Source organism: Pseudomonas sp. PGPPP1 (genome assembly GCF_002255865.1).
GTDB classification, from domain to species: Bacteria; Pseudomonadota; Gammaproteobacteria; order Pseudomonadales; family Pseudomonadaceae; genus Aquipseudomonas; species Aquipseudomonas cremoris.
Genome location: NZ_NKIG01000020.1, coordinates 81,121 through 97,397, shown reverse-complemented (window position 1 = coordinate 97,397; position 16,277 = coordinate 81,121). Strand labels below are relative to the sequence as shown.

Sequence of the window (16,277 nt, the reverse complement as noted above, 5' to 3'; positions counted from 1 at the left end):
CGTAGGACAAGTGAGTTATTGAGCCCAACGCAATTGCGTAGGCAGCGGTGAAACAGGTTCGGGTTCAGGCGGTGTGCCAGGCAACGACAGCACACGGTTAAGCACTTCGGCCTCCAGCGCAGCCAGGCGATATGAGCCACGCGCCCGTGGGCGTGGCAGGTCGACAATCAGGTCAAGACCGATTTCGCCGTCTTCGATCAGGATCACCCGGTCGGCAATGGCGACGGCTTCGCTGACGTCGTGAGTCACCAGCAACACGGTGAAACCGTGCTTCTGCCAGAGGTTTTCGATCAGTTGCTGCATCTCGATGCGGGTCAGGGCATCCAATGCACCCAACGGTTCATCGAGCAGCAGCAGGCGTGGCTGGTGAATCAGTGCGCGAGCCAGGGCCACACGTTGCTTCTGGCCACCGGACAACGCCGCCGGCCACTCATTGGCACGCTCGGCCAGGCCGACCGCTTCCAGCGCTTCCAAGGCTTTGGGGCGCCAGTTGCCTTTAAGGCCCAGGCCTACGTTGTCGATGATCTTTTTCCACGGCAGCAAGCGCGCTTCCTGGAACATCAACCGCGTGTCTTCAATCGCTTCGCTCAGCGGTGCGGAGCCGGCCAGCAGCTCGCCGCCACTGGCCTTGTCGAGGCCGGCCAGCAGGCGCAGCAAGGTACTTTTACCGCAACCGCTGCGACCGACCACGGCCACGAACTGGCCTGCCGGAATATGCAGGTCGATGTCCTTGAGTACTTCACGCGCACCAAAGGCTTTGCGCAATTTGCGTACCGCCAGCGGAATCCCTTTGAGCAGGCGTGGAGGTTGTTGAGCAGTCATGCCGCACCTCCTTTTACTTGATAAGCCGGGTGCCAGCGCAGCCACACACGCTCCAGGCCACGGGCGGCCAGGTCGGCCAACTTGCCGAGGATGGCGTACATGACGATGGCCAGTACCACCACGTCGGTTTGCAGGAATTCACGGGCGTTCATCGCCAGGTAACCGATGCCGGAGCTGGCCGAGATGGTTTCCGCCACGATCAGCGTCAACCACATAAAGCCCAGGGCAAACCGCACGCCCACCAGGATCGACGGCAGCGCGCCCGGCAGGATCACCTGACGAAACAGGCTGAACCCGGACAAGCCATAGCTGCGCGACATTTCCACCAACGCCGGGTCGACGTTGCGGATGCCGTGGTAGGTATTCAGGTAGATCGGGAACAGCGTGCCGAGTGCGACCAGGAAAATCTTCGCCGTCTCGTCAATGCCGAACCACAGGATCACCAGCGGGATCAGCGCCAAATGCGGCACGTTACGGATCATCTGCACCGAGCTGTCCAGCAGGCGTTCGCCCCATGTCGACAGGCCCGTAATAAAGCCCAGGGCCAGACCGATGCTGCCACCGATCACAAAGCCCAGACCCGCCCGCCAGCCGCTGATGGCCAGGTGGGTCCAGATCTCGCCGCTGGCGACCAGATGGACCCCGGCTGCAATCACAGCGCTGGGCGCCGGCAGAATGCGCGTCGACAACCAACCTGCCGACACCGACAACTGCCATATCGCCAGCAATAAGATCGGCAGCACCCAGGGCGCCACGCGATGGCTCAATTTTTCATAGTTCATGGGCTGCCTCAGCTCGCCGACGCAGCTTTGGGAAGGATATCGTTGGCGACCATTTCGCCGAACGGGCTCACATACCCAGCGCCTTTGGGCAGCTCGGGACGCTCGATATCCAGGTGGGGGAACAGCAACTCAGCGACCCGATACGACTCTTCCAGGTGGGGATAACCGGAGAAGATAAACGTGTCGATACCCAGGTCCGCGTATTCCTTTACCCGTGCCGCAACGGTCGGGCCATCGCCTACCAACGCAGTACCGGCCCCGCCACGCACCAAGCCTACGCCGGCCCATAGATTTGGGCTGACTTCGAGGTTGTCGCGGCTACCGCCGTGCAAGGCAGCCATGCGTTGCTGGCCCACTGAATCAAAGCGCGACAACGAGGCTTGAGCACGGGCGATGGTGTCGTCGTCCACATGGGAGATCAGTTTGTCGGCGGCTTTCCATGCCTCTTCGTTGGTTTCGCGCACGATCACATGCAAGCGAATACCAAAACGCAGGGTGCGCCCGAGCTTTTCAGCCTTGGCCCGCACTTGTGCAATTTTTTCCGCCACGGCGGCCGGAGGTTCGCCCCAAGTCAGCACCATTTCCACTTGCTCGGCTGCCAGGTCCTGCGCCGCGTCGGAGGAACCGCCGAAGTACAACGGCGGACGTGGCTGCTGGATCGGTGGGTAGAGCAGCTTGGCGCCTTTGACGCTGATGTGCTCGCCGTCGTAGTCCACGGTTTCGCCTTCCAGCACACGGCGCCAGATGCGGGTGAATTCCACCGAGGCTTGGTAGCGCTCCTCGTGGCTCAGGAACAATCCATCGCCGGCCAATTCTTCTGGGTCACCACCGGTTACCAGGTTGAACAGCGCACGACCGCCAGACAAACGGTCCAGGGTCGCTGCCTGGCGCGCCGCTACCGTCGGGGAAATGATCCCGGGGCGCAGGGCGACAAGGAATTTCAAACGCTGGGTCACCGGGATCAGCGACGCCGCCACCAACCACGAGTCTTCGCAGGAACGGCCGGTGGGGATCAGCACCCCGCCAAAGCCCAGGCGGTCAGCGGCCTGGGCCACTTGCTGCAAATAACCGTGATCAACGGCGCGAGCGCCTTCGGCGGTGCCAAGGTAATGGCCGTCGCCGTGGGTAGGCAGGAACCAGAAAATATTGAGGCTCATGGAGTTGTCTCCTGAAGAAGTCGGATTACGGCGCTTTGGCAACGGCGGCGGGTGGAGTCCAGATCACGTCCTTGATGCTCAAGGGTTTGGGGATCAATTTGAGTTGGTAGAAGGTGTCGGCGATTTTTTGCTGGGCGGCGATCACTTCCGGGGTCAGGAACAGCGCGCCGTAGCCTTGGCGTTTCACCGAGGTCAGGGTGATGTCAGCTGGCAGGCCGAGCAGCGGAGCGACTTGTTCGGTGACTTCCTGGGGGTTGGCCTTGGACCACTCGCCCACAGCGCGCACTTCTTCCACCAGCGCCTTGATCACTTCCGGATGTTTTTCGGCGTAGGGCTTGGTGGCCAGGTAGAACTGATGGTTGTCGGCGATGCCGGTGCCGTCACGCAGGGTGCGGGCTTGCAGTTGTTTCTCGGCGGCGGCCTGGTACGGGTCCCAGATCACCCACGCGTCCACGCTGCCACGTTCAAACGCGGCTCGGGCATCGGCGGGCGGCAGGAACACCGTCTGGATGTCGGTGTATTTCAGGCCGGCATCTTCCAGCGCACGCACCAGCAGGTAGTGCACGTTGGAGCCTTTGTTGAGCACGACTTTCTTGCCCTTGAGCTCGGCCACGGATTTAATCGGCGAGTCTTTCGGCACCAGGATCGCTTCGCTGGTGGGTGCCGGCGGCTCGTAGGCGACGTAGAGCAGATCGGCGCCGGCAGCCTGGGCGAACACCGGCGGCGTCTCGCCGGTGACACCGAAGTCGATGGAGCCGACGTTCAGGCCTTCAAGCAATTGCGGGCCGCCAGGGAACTCGGTCCACTGCACGTTCACGCCTTGGGCGGCCAGGCGCTTTTCAAGCGTGCCCTTGGCCTTGAGCAGCACCAGGGTGCCGTATTTCTGATAACCGATCCGCAGGGTCTCGGCGGCTTGGGCTTGAACAATGGCGCCGAAGGACACAGCCGCAGCAAACAGTGCGACCAGACCACGACGCAAGATGACAGTGCGCATGGCGCTCTCTCCACATAGTGCGATAAGGGGGTTGGCTGCACCTGCTTGGCCGTTGGCGGCTGAGTAAGGTGAGTGCTTCTACAAAACGGTACGGCTCAAATGCTCCAGCGAGCACTCAACAAACGTTCATTCAACACATGGGGGTCCAGCGGTTTAGGGCGACGGGCCATGGCGCCGTACAGCGTCTCCAGGGCCTCGTGTAAACGGTGTTCAAGTACCGGCACCAATTGCGCCTGGGCACTGCCTTCGGCGTAAGCGATCTGGCTGTCTTCGGCAAAGATGCCGTGGAGCAATTCCTGGGCTTTCAAGGCCGACAACACCGGCTTCAAGGCGTAGTCCACTGCGAGCATGTGGGCGATGCTGCCACCGGTGGCCATCGGCAAGACGATCTTGTGAGCCAGGGCGCGTTCGGGCAGCAGGTCCAGCACGGTCTTCAGTGCACCGGAGAACGAGGCCTTGTACACCGGCGTGGCGATCACCAGGCCATCGGCGTTGGCCACTTGCTGCAACAGGTCAATGACCTTGGGGCTGTCAAAGCGTGCATGCAGCAAGTCTTCAGCCGGGAAGTCCCGTATCTGGTAACTCACCACTTCCACACCTTTGTCTTGCAGCCACTGACGGGTTTTTTCCAGCAGGACCCCGGAGCGGGAGCGCTGGCTGGGACTGCCTCCAAGTGTTACGACCAACATGCAGGAATTCCTTGAGCAAGTGCCGGCGGTTCGCTGTGTGGCGATGGCGCCAAGATGGAACAGACCATATCAGTTGATTTATATATCTTTAAATCTCATTTTTTCATGTGTTTATTCTTTAAATGCATATAAGGCTTATTAATCGCCAGGCGAAAAAAAAGGCCGTGAAAACGGCCTGAAAACCCCTGCATTGTGAGACGGGTCTTACTCAAATTCTGTGTTGCCTGTAATGACGGTATCAGCGGTTTGGCTGCGGGGTCAGGCGCAGGTATGGCTTCACTGCGCGGTAACCTTTGGGAAAGCGCTTCTTGATCTCTTCCTCGTCCTTGAGCGATGGCACGATCACCACTTCATCACCGTCCTGCCAGTTGGCGGGCGTGGCGACTTTGTAGTTGTCGGTCAACTGCAGCGAATCAATGACCCGCAGGATTTCGTGGAAGTTACGGCCGGTGCTGGCCGGGTAGGTGATGGTCAGGCGAATCTTTTTGTTCGGGTCGATCACGAACAACGAGCGCACGGTGAGGGTGTCATTGGCGTTCGGGTGGATCAGGTCGTAGAGGTCCGAAACTTTGCGATCGGCATCGGCCAGGATCGGGAAGTTGACGATTGTGTTCTGGGTTTCGTTGATGTCTTCGATCCACTTGTGGTGCGAGTCCACGGGGTCTACCGACAGTGCGATGGCCTTGACACCGCGCTGGGCGAATTCGTCCTTGAGCTTGGCGGTAAAACCCAGCTCCGTGGTGCACACCGGGGTGAAGTCCGCCGGGTGAGAAAACAACACACCCCAGCTATCGCCCAACCATTCGTGGAAACGAATCTTGCCGGCGCTGGAATCCTGTTCGAAGTCGGGGGCGATGTCGCCCAATCTTAGGCTCATGGTGTGGCTCCTGGTGAGTGCTTATTGAGCCTACTGTGCATGCATTGGAGTTTATTTAAAAAGAATAAATATCGATTTATCTAGACGATAAAGGAATATTAAAAATCTGTTCATTGGACGCCGCAGCGGGCGAGGAGCAACATCCGCTTCAAGGTTCGAGAAGGCCTTGAGACGCTGTACAAGAGGGATTCAGGAAGGGCTTGCGGGGGTTTAGCCCGACTTGAAAGTAAAGCAACCTTGCCCGGCAAAGGCCGGGCAAGGTTTTACAGACTTACAACAGCTTCACGCTACTAGAACAGTGGCAGCGAGTAGCTGACGATCAGGCGGTTTTCGTCCTGGGAACGAGTGTTCGCCAGGTCGGTACGCCACATAGCGTTTTTCCAGGCAACACCGAGGTTTTTCAGCGGGCCTTCCGGGATTACGTAGGCAACAGTGATGTCACGTTCCCACTCGGATTGACCGGTCAGCTCAGCACGGGTGGAGGTGACGGTGTCGATGTCGGTACCTTTGAGGTAAACAACACCGGCAGTCAGGCCAGGTACGCCGACTTTAGCGAAATCGTAAGCGTAACGTGCTTGCCAGGTGCGCTCGCCAGCACGGGCGAACTTCTGGATTTGCATGTCGGTAGTGATGTAAGCCGACGAACCGTCGCCCTGGTTCAACCAAGGGAAGTCGCTGCTGCCATTGCTCACCTGGTAACCACCACCAAAGGTGTGACCGGCAACGGTGTACAGGAACAGGCCGCTGTACAGGTTGTTATCAACCTTACCCCTGCCTGATGCAAAACCCTGGTAGTTACCACTGGTGTAGTAAGCGGCGGTGTTGCCGTTTTTACCGTCGTCAGAGCTGTTGAAATAACGCAGGTCAGACTTCAATACACCTGGGCCGATTGCCCAGTTGTGGGTCAGGCCCAGGAAGTGCTGCTTGTAGAAGTCTTCCAGATTGCCGTAGTAGTACTGGGCAGTCAGGTCTTTGGTCAGCTTGTAGTCACCACCGGCGTAGTAGAACTTGTTGCTGAACTTGCCAGCGCTGTAGTTCGAGCTGGCGTTTGCGCTAGCAATCGACAGGTTTTCGTTGTTGCTGGAGTTACGACCCTTGGCTTTTTCGATCTGGCCGGCAACCAGTGTCAAATCCTTGATGTCGTTGGTGGTGATCTGGCCGCCTTGGAAGGTTTGCGGCAGCAGACGACCATCGTTGGTCACGATAACCGGCAGCTTAGGCTGCAGGGTGCCCAGCTTCAGTTCGGTTTGGGAGATCTTGACCTTACCGGTCACGCCCAGGCTGGCGAAATCGTTGACGGCAGTGTTGCCATCGCTTGGGAACACGGTGCCACCGGAAGCGGTGCCAGTGTAGTTACCGTGTTCTGCATGGCTGGAATCGAGGCGTACGCCGTAAAGGCCGATCGCATCAACACCAAACTGGACAGTACCTTGGGTGTAACCCGAGATGAAACGCAGGTCGAAGCCTTGGCCCCACTCGGCGTTTTTGCTAGCCGAGTTGGATGTGCCGCGGTGACCATCGCGGTTATCAGTGTTGATGTAAAAGTTACGCAGACCCAGGGTGGCTTTGCTGTCTTCGATAAAACCAGCAGCGCTTACCTGTTGGGCAATGCCAGCGACAGCCACAGCCAGCGCCAATGTTGACTTCTTCATGTACCGCTCCTCTCATTTCTAATTTTTGTATTTCTTTGGTCTCGGGTCTGACGCCCTTGATCCACAGATGCGCGATTAGCACCGGATAGTGACTACCAAGTCAATCGTAACCTTGTGTGTCTACTACCTTCGTCTAATCGCAGTTAATTTGGTCCCTGCAGGGTAATGAGTTTTTCATACACCCAAAAAGAATTGTTTCATTCTTTTTCATACGATTTAGGCATAAGGCTTTCCATGAGGCGGGAAGGTCCGGGGGGACAAACCGCTCCATAAGCTAATGCCTAAAGGGTATTTGTTAGCGCTTTTTTAGATCGATTAGTGTGGCCGTAGGGTTTCACACGTCACCCACGATCAAAAAGGCGACGCCATCATGGCCAAAGGCACATCCTCCCGTCAATTTGTTACAGTTTTTGTGTCACTAATACTTTCTTTTGGTGTCAAAGCGGCCGATTTAACCGTCGGCTACCAAACCGGCATCGATCCAAGCAAGGTTCCCCAGGCCGACGGCCTCTATGAAAAGGCAATCGGCGAGAAAATTGCCTGGCGTCGATTCAACAGTGGGCCAGAAGTCGTAACGGCTATCGCCTCGGGCGACGTGCAAATCGGCAATCTCGGCTCCAGCCCTCTCGCAGCAGCGGCTTCGCGTAATCTACCGATCGTGGCATTTATCGTATCGGCGCAGATCAATGCTTCTGAAGCATTGGTGGTGCGCAACGGCAGCGGCATCGACAAACCCGAAGACCTGGTCGGCAAGACCATCGCCACACCCTTCGTTTCGACCTCTCATTACAGCCTGCTCGGCGCCTTGAAGCATTGGGGCCTGGACAGCAAAAAAGTCAAAGTGGTGAACCTGCAACCCGCCGAAATTGCTGCCGCGTGGAAACGTGGCGATATCGACGGCGCGTTCGTGTGGTCGCCAGCGCTTGGCGAAATCCGCAAGACCGGGAAAACCCTGACAGACGCGGCCCAGGTGGGTCAGTGGGGCGCGCCCACGTTTGAAGTGTGGGTGGCGCGCAAGGATTTCGCGGAAAAACATCCTGACGTAGTGGCCAAGTTTGCCAAGGTCACGCTGGACGCCTTCGCTGAATACGCCGCCCATAAAGACGGCTGGACAGTGGACTCTGAACCCGTGCAAAAAATCGCCAAATTGACAGGCGCCAATGCTGCCGACATTCCAGAGTTGCTAGCCGGCACTACGTTCCCGGATGCCCAGGCACAGCAAACCGATGCGCTGCTCAAAGGCGGCACGGCGAAGGCAATTGGGGAGACGGCGAAGTTTTTGAAGGAGCAGGGAAAGGTTGAGGCGGTGCTGCCGGACTACTCAGCTTATGTGACTGACAAATTCGCCCGAGACTAAATGCAATCCAATGTGGGAGCGGGCTTGCTCGCTCCCACATTTTAGGCCGAGTTCACAGGGCCTTTTCGAAGATCTTCGAATTGCGCTGATAGTTGTACAGCGACGCCCGCGCCGATGGCAGGCGATCAACCGTGCTCGGCACAAAGCCGCGCTCACGGAACCAATGGGCGGTACGCGTGGTAAGGACGAACAACGTCTTCAAGCCCTGTGCCCGGGCACGGGTTTCGATGCGCTCCAGCAACTCATCCCCGCGCCCGCCATGGCGGTACTCGGGATTCACCGCCAGGCACGCCAGCTCGCCCGCATCCGAATCCGCGATCTGGTACAGCGCCGCACAGGCGATGATCATGCCTTCGCGTTCTACCACGCTGAACTGCTCGATCTCGCGCTCCAGCACTTCCCGCGAACGGCGCACCAGAATGCCCTGCTCTTCCAACGGGCTGATCAAGTCCAGCAAGCCGCCCACGTCTTCAATCGCCGCTTCGCGCACCAACTCGAATTGCTCCTGGGCCACCAGCGTACCGCCGCCATCCCGGGTGAACAGTTCGGTGAGCAAGGCGCCATCTTCGGCGTAGCTGACGATATGACTGCGCCCTACTCCGCCACGGCAGGCCTCGGCGGCCGCATCGAGCAGTTCAGCCTGGTAATTGCTTTTGCCAAGCCGTTGCAGGTGCGCCGGCACTTGTTGTGGGCGCAACTCACGCACCAGGCGGCCGTGCTCATCGATCAGGCCCATGTCGGCGCCAAACAGCAGCAACTTGTCGGCACCCAGGTCGATGGCGGCGCGGGTGGCGACGTCTTCGCAGGCCAGGTTGAAAATCTCACCGGTCGGCGAGTAGCCCAGCGGCGACAGCAGCACGATGGAGCGCTCGTCCAGCAAGCGGTTGATGCCCTTGCGGTCGACACGGCGCACTTCGCCGGTGTGGTGATAATCCACGCCTTCAAGCACGCCAATCGGGCGCGCAGTCACCAGGTTGCCGCTGGCCACCCGCAGGCGCGAACCCTGCATCGGCGACGAGGCCATATCCATGGACAGGCGCGCTTCGATGGCGATACGCAGATGGCCCACCGCATCGATCACACATTCAAGGGTCGGCGCATCGGTGACGCGCAAGCCTTCGTGGTAAGCCGGGACCAGACCACGCGCTTCAAGACGCGCTTCGATCTGCGGGCGCGAACCGTGCACCAGCACCAGCCGCACGCCCAGGCTGTGGAGCAGCACCAGGTCGTGGACGATATTGCCGAAGTTGGGATGTTCCACACCGTCGCCGGGCAGCATGACCACGAAGGTGCAGTCCCGGTGAGCGTTGATGTAAGGGGAAGCGTGACGAAGCCAATTGACGTATTCGGGCATAACACCTGGGCCTGTAATAAAAAGCAGCCGAAAAAGGATGAATCGTGAAAACGCACAGCGGGCTGATGGTTATCGTCGGAACAGGCTTGGCGACACGCTCGCTCTCCTTTTATGTACGAACAGGCAAGGGTTAATTTATGCAGGTTTCAGGCAGTAATGCTCGATCAGTTCTCGCAATAGACGCACTGTAGGCGTCAAGCGTGACATTTCGAGGTACTCACCCGGCTGGTGGGCGCAGGCAATATCGCCGGGGCCAAGCACCAGGGTTTCGCAACCAAGGCGCTGAAGATAAGGCGCTTCGGTGCCGAACGCTACTGCTTCGGCACGATGACCGGTCAATCGTTCCGCAACCCGCACCAACTCGGCGTCTTCGGGCTGCTCAAACGGCGGCACTTCGGGGAACAACGGCGCGAAGTCGATCTTGACCTGATGACGCTCGGCCAAGGGTTGCAGCTTCTGCCGAATGGCATCGCGCAACACCTGGGGGTCCATACCCGGCAGCGGCCGCAAGTCGAACTCCAGCGAACACTGGCCACAGATGCGGTTGGGGTTGTCGCCGCCATGGATGCAACCGAAGTTCATGGTCGGCTGCGGCACGCTGAATTGCGGGTTGCGGTATTCGCGCTGCCAGGCCAGGCGCAGGCCGCGCAATTCACCAATGGCATCGTGCATGGCTTCGAGGGCGCTGTGGCCCAGGCTTGGGTCTGACGAATGGCCACTTTGGCCTAGGATATCGATGCGCTCCATCATCACGCCTTTATGCAGGCGGATCGGCTTGAGGCCCGTCGGCTCGCCGATCACCGCTGCACGGCCCAGTGGGCGCCCCGCCTCGGCCAGCGCTCGGGCGCCGGACATGGAGCTTTCTTCATCGCAAGTGGCAAGGATCAGCAGCGGCTGCTTGAACGGCTGGTCCAGCAGCGGCAACACGGCTTCAATGGCCAGCGCGAAAAAGCCCTTCATGTCGCAACTACCCAATCCTACCCAGCGGCCGTCGACTTCCGTCAGCTTGAGCGGATCGGTCTTCCACAGCGCCGCATCATAGGGGACGGTGTCGCTGTGACCGGCCAGCACCAGGCCGCCGGGGCCGCTGCCGAAGCTGGCCAACAGGTTGAACTTGCCGGGACTGACTTGCTGGATGTCGATGACGAAACCCAGATCCCCCAGCCAGCCGGCGAGCAAATCGATCACCGGGCGGTTGGTCTGGTCGAGAGACGCTTGGGTGCAACTGACCGATGGCGCGGCAATCAGCGCGGCGAACTGTTCTTTCATGGACGGTAACGGCATGCGCGGTCTCTCAACTTCCCGGATGAGCCCCACTATAGAGCCATCTGCACGACACAATAAACCGTTGCGGCACGTTGCCGGGCTCAGTCCTGTACACTGCACGACCTTGGCAGCCACACTTTTCCCCGGCTGCGCTCCCGATCCTGGATTTTCCGGCCATGCAGAAAGAAACCGAAATCAAGCTCCGCGTCAGCCGCGAAACACTCGCCGCGCTGCGTGAGCACCCGTTACTGAAAAAACGCAACAAAAGTGGCTGGGAACGCCGTGAGTTGATGAACCAGTATTTCGACACCCCCGAGCGCGACCTGGCCCAGGCCAAAGTCGCCCTGCGCCTGCGCAAGGACGGTGACGACATCATCCAGACCCTCAAGACCCGCGGCCAAAGCATCGCTGGCTTGTCGGAGCGGAACGAGTACAACTGGGACTTGCCCAAAGCCAAGCTCGACGTAAAGAAACTCGACGGCGAATGCTGGCCCGAGCAACTGGCCGAGCTGGACAAAAAGACCCTCAAGCCGATCTTCACCACCGACTTCGTGCGTGAACGCGCCGAAATCGCCTGGGGTCGCGGCAAGGCCAAGGTGGTGATCGAAGCCGCCCTGGACCTGGGCCACGTGGTGGTCGGCAAGCAGAAAGAAGAAATCTGCGAGCTGGAGTTGGAACTGCGCGAAGGCGAACCGGCAGCCCTGCTGGAATTGGCCGCCGAACTGGCCGCCACCCTGGCGCTGATGCCGTGCGATATCAGCAAGGCCGAGCGCGGCTACCGCCTGTACGATGCGAGCAGCTATTCACTGAGCCTGCCGGCGCCGCAGATCCACGCCGAAATGCCGCTGGATGATGCCTTCGCCGCGATCATGTGGCACCTGCTGGGCAGCAGCCAGCGCCTAGCCGAACAATATCGCTTCAATGGCCACTGGCGCCTGCTGCAAGACTGGGTCGACAACCTCGGCGAACTGCGCGCCCTGGTCGGCAGCCTCGGCCAGGCCGCACCGCGTCAATCCACCAGCGAACTGCGCAGCGCACTCGATGCCCTGCTGGAAGACTGGCGCCCACTGGTACAAGCCGGTGACGACGACGAAGACATCCGCAAGGCCGCACCGGAGCAATTCGCCGAAGAATTGGAAGACGTGCGCTGGGGTCTGTTCTCGCTGAACGCTTCGCGCTGGCTGCTGGCCCGCACCTGGACCGCCGACCGCAACGTGCGTGGCAACCGCCAGGGCGCCGCGCAAATCACCAACTGGTTGCCGCGCCTGCTGGCCGACGACGCCGTCGCCCTGCAACTGCCGCGTTACCAGCAGCAGCCGGAAGACCTCGCCGAGCAACTGCCGCGTATCGAGCGTATCCAGGCGTGGCTGCACCATGCGCGTCACGTGGTGGACATTCCGGAGCTGGACCGTTTGTACGGTGAGCTGAACAAGCTGGCGCAATTGGCCAACCAGCCGATCACCGATGAGTCGCTGGATGCGCGGATGCATCAGGCGATTGCGGTGTATCAGAACCGGGCCTGGAAGACTTTGCTGCGTCTGTAAGGACGCCTTCGCGGGCAAGCCCGGCTCCCACACTTGGAATGCACACCACTGTGGGAGCCGGGCTTGCCCGCGATGAGGCCAGCACTGTCAGCGCAACACTGGCAGGCTGGTGGTCGACTTGATCTCAGAAAGCGCCACAATCGAATTGACCTCCTGAATCCCCGGCACCATCGACAACTTCTCAAAGAAAAACCGCTCGTACGCCTCAATATCCGCCGTCACGATGCGCAACAGAAAATCCACTGCCCCCATCAGCACATAACACTCCAACACTTCCGGAAACTCGCGAATCGCGTCGGTGAACTCGGTGAAGTTGGAACGCCCGTGGGCGTTGAGTTTCACCTCGGCGAAAATCTGCGTGTTCAGGCCAATTTTCTTGCGGTCCAGCAGGGTCACCTGGCCACGAATCACCCCCTCCTCCTTGAGCCGCTGAATCCGCCGCCAGCATGGCGATTGAGACAGGCCCACCTGCTCGGCGATCTGTGCACTGGACAGCGAGGCGTCTTCTTGCAACAGGGCCAGGATGCGGCGGTCGTAGGCGTCCAACTCGCTATGCATAAAAATACCTTTGAAAGTGCTTAGATTGGATTAAACGATTCAATCATCTGCCATTTATGCTCATCTTAGATAAGAAATCTCCCGTGGCGAATGTAAAAATTTCTCCATCGAATCTGGAGAACACCCATGCATGCCGTCGAAACCACTCTCCCCGTGACCCGCGTCGATGCGTGGGCCGTCAACAGCGCCCACTGCCAGGCGCATTACCAAATCGTCGCCGAGGCAGAACCTGACGTGCTGTGTCGGGTACTCAACTATTTCGCCCTGCAATTCCTCACGCCTCGGCAGGTAGCGGTGAACCGGGAAGATGACCTGATGAACATCGATATCGTGATGGACGGCCTCAGTTGGCACCGCGCCCAGGTGATCGGTGAAAAGATTAGAAACCTGATCAGCGTGTGCTCGCTGGAGATGTGGCCGGCTGATTCCGTGGGGCCTGAGGAGATGTTGGCGGTTGCTCGGTAAAAGCCTGCAATACACGCTGGGAGGAGGAAATCCAAGCGCTGGCTAGCCTGGGACTACGCCCGTTCCCCCCAGGAAAACTCGATGCCCATTGATCAACGATTGGAACTGCAGGCGTTATTACCCGCCTTGATCGAGGCCGGACTGATACCCGCTGATGTTGCAAAACGCTTGTCGGTACTGCCGGCGAGGGACACTGAGCATCCGCTGGAATGCATCGCCGCCCATAACGTCTGCCTCGAAACCCTGACGCAATGGCTTGCCCGGCATGCGGGGCAACCGTACCTGCGTATCGACCCATTGCAGATCGATGTGGCCACAGTGGTCCCGCTGATGTCCCATGGGTTCGCCCAACGCCATGCCATTCTTGCGGTCGCGCTGGACAGCCACACCGTTACCATCGCCAGCGCCCAGCCCTACGTCAGCGCCTGGGAAGCCGGGCTAGCCCAGGTGCTCAAGCGTTCGATCAAACGCGTAGTGGCCAACCCCCAAGCTATCCGGCGCTACATCGACGAGTTTTATCGGCTGGCCAAATCGGTCAGTGGCGCCGACCAGAAGATCGCCGCGCCCGGCAATTTCGAACTGCTCAACTTAGGTGCCAGCGACCAGGAGCCGGATGCCAACGACGCGCATATCGTCAATATCGTCGACTGGTTGCTTCAATACGCCTTCGGCCAACGGGCAAGCGATATCCATATAGAACCGTGTCGGGAACAAGGCCGCGTGCGCTTTCGGATTGATGGGTTGCTGCATGACGTCTATCAGTTTCCACCCCAAGTAACGATGGCAGTGATCAGCCGCCTGAAAAGCCTCGGGCGAATGAACGTGGCCGAAAAACGCAAACCCCAGGACGGCCGGGTCAAGACCAAAGGTCCGGCAGGGGCGGAAGTGGAGTTGCGCCTTTCCACGTTGCCCACCGCATTCGGCGAAAAACTGGTGATGCGGATCTTCGACCCGCAGGTGTTGCTCAAGGGCTTCGACGAGTTGGGCTTGTCCAGTGAAGACCAGCAGCGCTGGCACGCCATGACGCGCCAAACCAACGGCATCATCCTCGTCACCGGCCCGACCGGTTCGGGCAAGACCAGTACCCTCTACACCACGCTCAGGCAACTGGCGACCCGGGAGGTCAACCTGTGCACGGTGGAGGACCCTATCGAGATGGTGGAGCCCGCCTTCAACCAGATGCAGGTGCAACACAATATCGACCTGACCTTTGCCAGCGGTATCCGCGCCCTGCTGCGCCAGGACCCGGACATCATCATGATCGGCGAAATACGCGACCAGGAAACCGCCGAGATGGCGATTCAGGCCGCGCTGACCGGGCACTTGGTGCTCTCGACCCTACACACCAACGACGCGCCCAGTGCCATCAGCCGTTTGCAAGAGCTGGGAATTGCTCATTATTTGATCAAAGCTACGCTTATAGGAGTGATGGCACAGCGCTTGGTGCGGCTCTTGTGCCCCCATTGCAAGCGCGCAACAGGTTCCGCCCATGAAGCCATCGGATGCGTAGAGTGCCGTAACAGCGGTTACCAGGGGCGCGCAGGGGTCTACGAAATAATGCTCATGGACGAGACGCTCAAGGCACTGATCACCCCCGGTGCGGATCTGCAGGTACTGCGTCAGGCAGCGGTTGCGCAAGGCATGTGCAGTCTGCGAATGGCCGGCACACAAAAGGTTGACGCCGGCCTTACAACGATGACCGAGGTCTTGCGAGTAACGCCTGGGGATTCAGTAACAAATGCTTTGATTACCGGGGCGTGAAACCGTTCTTATCCGTGACGAGACCGTTACAATCGGCGACCGTCGTTTCACTGACACCATTAGATAGGGAATCGTTATGCAGATCGGAACCGTACTGCTTCTTTTCGTGGGTTTGGCCGTGGCCATCCTGTTCATGGGCTTCAAGGTGGTACCTCAGGGCTACCAGTGGACCGTCGAGCGTTTCGGCCGCTATACCAACACCCTCAAGCCCGGCCTGAACATCATCATCCCGGTCATGGACCGCATCGGTCGCAAGATCAACGTGATGGAAAGCGTGCTGGACATCCCACCGCAGGAAGTCATCACCGCTGACAACGCCACCGTGCAGATCGACGCCGTGTGCTTCTTCCAGGTGGTCAACACCGCCCAGGCCGCCTACGAGGTCAACAACCTCGAGCACGCCATCCGCAACCTGCTGCAAACCAACATCCGTACCGTGCTCGGCTCCATGGAACTGGATGCCATGCTCAGCCAACGGGACGGCATCAACGAAAAACTGCTGCGCACTGTCGATGAAGCCACCGCGCCGTGGGGCATCAAAATCACCCGTATCGAGATCAAGGACATCAGCCCGCCCGCCGACCTGATGGCCGCCATGTCCGGCCAAATGAAAGCCGAACGGATCAAGCGTGCGCAAATTCTCGAAGCAGAAGGCCTGCGCGCGTCGGCGATCCTGACCGCCGAGGGCAAGAAACAGGCGCAGATCCTAGAGGCGGAAGGTAGCCGTCAGGCTGCGTTCCTGGAGTCCGAAGCACGTGAGCGTCAGGCCGAGGCCGAAGCCCGTGCCACTCAGGTGGTATCGGAAGCAATCGCGTCGGGCAACGTGCAAGCGGTCAACTATTTCGTCGCACAAAAATACATAGACGCCCTGGGCAAACTGGCGTCGGCCAACAACAGCAAGGTCATCCTGATGCCGCTGGAAGCCAGCCAGGTGATTGGTGCCGTTGGCGGCATCGGCGAGATCGTCAAGGCCACCTTCGACAGCAAGAAAGGCTGAAG

The 16,277-nt window shown here is 59.4% G+C and carries 15 protein-coding genes; 5 read left to right on the top strand and 10 right to left on the bottom strand.

The window, feature by feature from the left end; translation table 11 throughout:
• Window positions 1–15: 15 nt before the first annotated feature.
• The 7 genes from ssuB to CFE47_RS21045 form a co-directional block, all read right to left on the bottom strand.
• The gene (ssuB, locus tag CFE47_RS21075) at window positions 16–822 is read right to left on the bottom strand and encodes an aliphatic sulfonates ABC transporter ATP-binding protein (RefSeq protein WP_185709773.1); all 807 of its coding nucleotides are present in this window, start codon (window positions 820–822) and stop codon (window positions 16–18) included.
• Complete coding sequence (gene ssuC / locus CFE47_RS21070; RefSeq protein ID WP_185709774.1) at window positions 819–1,604, bottom strand: aliphatic sulfonate ABC transporter permease SsuC; 786 nt, start codon at window positions 1,602–1,604, stop codon at window positions 819–821. The genes ssuB and ssuC overlap by 4 nt, the downstream gene beginning before the upstream one ends.
• Before the next feature lie 8 nt (window positions 1,605–1,612).
• Complete coding sequence (gene ssuD / locus CFE47_RS21065; protein ID WP_122488699.1) at window positions 1,613–2,761, bottom strand: FMNH2-dependent alkanesulfonate monooxygenase; 1,149 nt, start codon at window positions 2,759–2,761, stop codon at window positions 1,613–1,615.
• Window positions 2,762–2,786: 25 nt separating this feature from the next.
• On the bottom strand, window positions 2,787–3,755 hold the full coding sequence (locus tag CFE47_RS21060; RefSeq protein ID WP_286840126.1) for a sulfonate ABC transporter substrate-binding protein: 969 nt from the start codon (window positions 3,753–3,755) through the stop codon (window positions 2,787–2,789).
• 95 nt (window positions 3,756–3,850) lie between these two features.
• A complete protein-coding gene (ssuE, locus tag CFE47_RS21055) occupies window positions 3,851–4,444 on the bottom strand; it encodes an NADPH-dependent FMN reductase (protein WP_124526829.1) in 594 nt (197 codons plus the stop codon).
• 238 nt (window positions 4,445–4,682) lie between these two features.
• Window positions 4,683–5,321, bottom strand: coding sequence for a peroxiredoxin (locus CFE47_RS21050; protein WP_032884255.1), 639 nt, complete (start codon window positions 5,319–5,321; stop codon window positions 4,683–4,685).
• A 290-nt stretch (window positions 5,322–5,611) separates the two neighbouring features.
• Window positions 5,612–6,973, bottom strand: coding sequence for an OprD family porin (locus CFE47_RS21045; RefSeq protein WP_185709776.1), 1,362 nt, complete (start codon window positions 6,971–6,973; stop codon window positions 5,612–5,614).
• 370 nt (window positions 6,974–7,343) lie between these two features.
• Here CFE47_RS21045 and tauA point away from each other — a divergent pair, with 370 nt between their 5' ends.
• Window positions 7,344–8,330: a taurine ABC transporter substrate-binding protein gene (tauA, locus tag CFE47_RS21040; protein WP_286840121.1), complete on the top strand. Its 987-nt coding sequence runs from the start codon at window positions 7,344–7,346 to the stop codon at window positions 8,328–8,330.
• 52 nt (window positions 8,331–8,382) lie between these two features.
• Here tauA and argA read toward each other — a convergent pair whose 3' ends face one another.
• A complete protein-coding gene (gene argA, locus CFE47_RS21035; RefSeq protein WP_286840118.1) occupies window positions 8,383–9,684 on the bottom strand; it encodes an amino-acid N-acetyltransferase in 1,302 nt (433 codons plus the stop codon).
• Between the two features lie 135 nt (window positions 9,685–9,819).
• Window positions 9,820–10,968: an acetylornithine deacetylase gene (gene argE / locus CFE47_RS21030; RefSeq protein ID WP_286840115.1), complete on the bottom strand. Its 1,149-nt coding sequence runs from the start codon at window positions 10,966–10,968 to the stop codon at window positions 9,820–9,822.
• Window positions 10,969–11,126: 158 nt separating this feature from the next.
• Here argE and CFE47_RS21025 point away from each other — a divergent pair, with 158 nt between their 5' ends.
• Window positions 11,127–12,494 (top strand): CYTH domain-containing protein, encoded by a 1,368-nt coding sequence (locus CFE47_RS21025; protein WP_286840112.1) that lies wholly within the window; start codon window positions 11,127–11,129, stop codon window positions 12,492–12,494.
• An 87-nt stretch (window positions 12,495–12,581) separates the two neighbouring features.
• Here the strand turns inward: CFE47_RS21025 and CFE47_RS21020 are convergent, their stop codons facing one another.
• A complete protein-coding gene (locus tag CFE47_RS21020; RefSeq protein WP_286840110.1) occupies window positions 12,582–13,052 on the bottom strand; it encodes an Lrp/AsnC family transcriptional regulator in 471 nt (156 codons plus the stop codon).
• A 126-nt stretch (window positions 13,053–13,178) separates the two neighbouring features.
• Between CFE47_RS21020 and CFE47_RS21015 the strand changes: the two genes are divergently transcribed.
• The 3 genes from CFE47_RS21015 to CFE47_RS21005 all read left to right on the top strand — a co-directional run bounded on the left by CFE47_RS21015 (window position 13,179) and on the right by CFE47_RS21005 (window position 16,275).
• Window positions 13,179–13,517 (top strand): ACT-like domain-containing protein, encoded by a 339-nt coding sequence (locus tag CFE47_RS21015; protein WP_286840108.1) that lies wholly within the window; start codon window positions 13,179–13,181, stop codon window positions 13,515–13,517.
• An 81-nt stretch (window positions 13,518–13,598) separates the two neighbouring features.
• Window positions 13,599–15,278, top strand: a complete 1,680-nt coding sequence (locus tag CFE47_RS21010) for a GspE/PulE family protein (protein WP_286840106.1) — start codon at window positions 13,599–13,601, stop codon at window positions 15,276–15,278.
• 76 nt (window positions 15,279–15,354) lie between these two features.
• On the top strand, window positions 15,355–16,275 hold the full coding sequence (locus tag CFE47_RS21005; RefSeq protein ID WP_105521176.1) for an SPFH domain-containing protein: 921 nt from the start codon (window positions 15,355–15,357) through the stop codon (window positions 16,273–16,275).
• Window positions 16,276–16,277 lie beyond the last annotated feature (2 nt).

Excerpts from the sequence above, each read along its gene's own strand:
- CFE47_RS21060 (WP_286840126.1), bottom strand. The coding sequence starts at position 3,755 with ATGCGCACTGTCATCTTGCGTCGTGGTCTGGTCGCACTGTTTGCTGCG.
- ssuE (WP_124526829.1), bottom strand. The coding sequence starts at position 4,444 with ATGTTGGTCGTAACACTTGGAGGCAGTCCCAGCCAGCGCTCCCGCTCC.
- CFE47_RS21005 (WP_105521176.1), top strand. The coding sequence starts at position 15,355 with ATGCAGATCGGAACCGTACTGCTTCTTTTCGTGGGTTTGGCCGTGGCC.
- CFE47_RS21010 (WP_286840106.1), top strand. The coding sequence starts at position 13,599 with ATGCCCATTGATCAACGATTGGAACTGCAGGCGTTATTACCCGCCTTG.
- CFE47_RS21020 (WP_286840110.1), bottom strand. The coding sequence starts at position 13,052 with ATGCATAGCGAGTTGGACGCCTACGACCGCCGCATCCTGGCCCTGTTG.
- ssuC (WP_185709774.1), bottom strand. The coding sequence starts at position 1,604 with ATGAACTATGAAAAATTGAGCCATCGCGTGGCGCCCTGGGTGCTGCCG.
- CFE47_RS21050 (WP_032884255.1), bottom strand. The coding sequence starts at position 5,321 with ATGAGCCTAAGATTGGGCGACATCGCCCCCGACTTCGAACAGGATTCC.
- CFE47_RS21025 (WP_286840112.1), top strand. The coding sequence starts at position 11,127 with ATGCAGAAAGAAACCGAAATCAAGCTCCGCGTCAGCCGCGAAACACTC.
- ssuB (WP_185709773.1), bottom strand. The coding sequence starts at position 822 with ATGACTGCTCAACAACCTCCACGCCTGCTCAAAGGGATTCCGCTGGCG.
- argA (WP_286840118.1), bottom strand. The coding sequence starts at position 9,684 with ATGCCCGAATACGTCAATTGGCTTCGTCACGCTTCCCCTTACATCAAC.
- ssuD (WP_122488699.1), bottom strand. The coding sequence starts at position 2,761 with ATGAGCCTCAATATTTTCTGGTTCCTGCCTACCCACGGCGACGGCCAT.
- argE (WP_286840115.1), bottom strand. The coding sequence starts at position 10,968 with ATGCCGTTACCGTCCATGAAAGAACAGTTCGCCGCGCTGATTGCCGCG.
- CFE47_RS21045 (WP_185709776.1), bottom strand. The coding sequence starts at position 6,973 with ATGAAGAAGTCAACATTGGCGCTGGCTGTGGCTGTCGCTGGCATTGCC.
- CFE47_RS21015 (WP_286840108.1), top strand. The coding sequence starts at position 13,179 with ATGCATGCCGTCGAAACCACTCTCCCCGTGACCCGCGTCGATGCGTGG.
- tauA (WP_286840121.1), top strand. The coding sequence starts at position 7,344 with ATGGCCAAAGGCACATCCTCCCGTCAATTTGTTACAGTTTTTGTGTCA.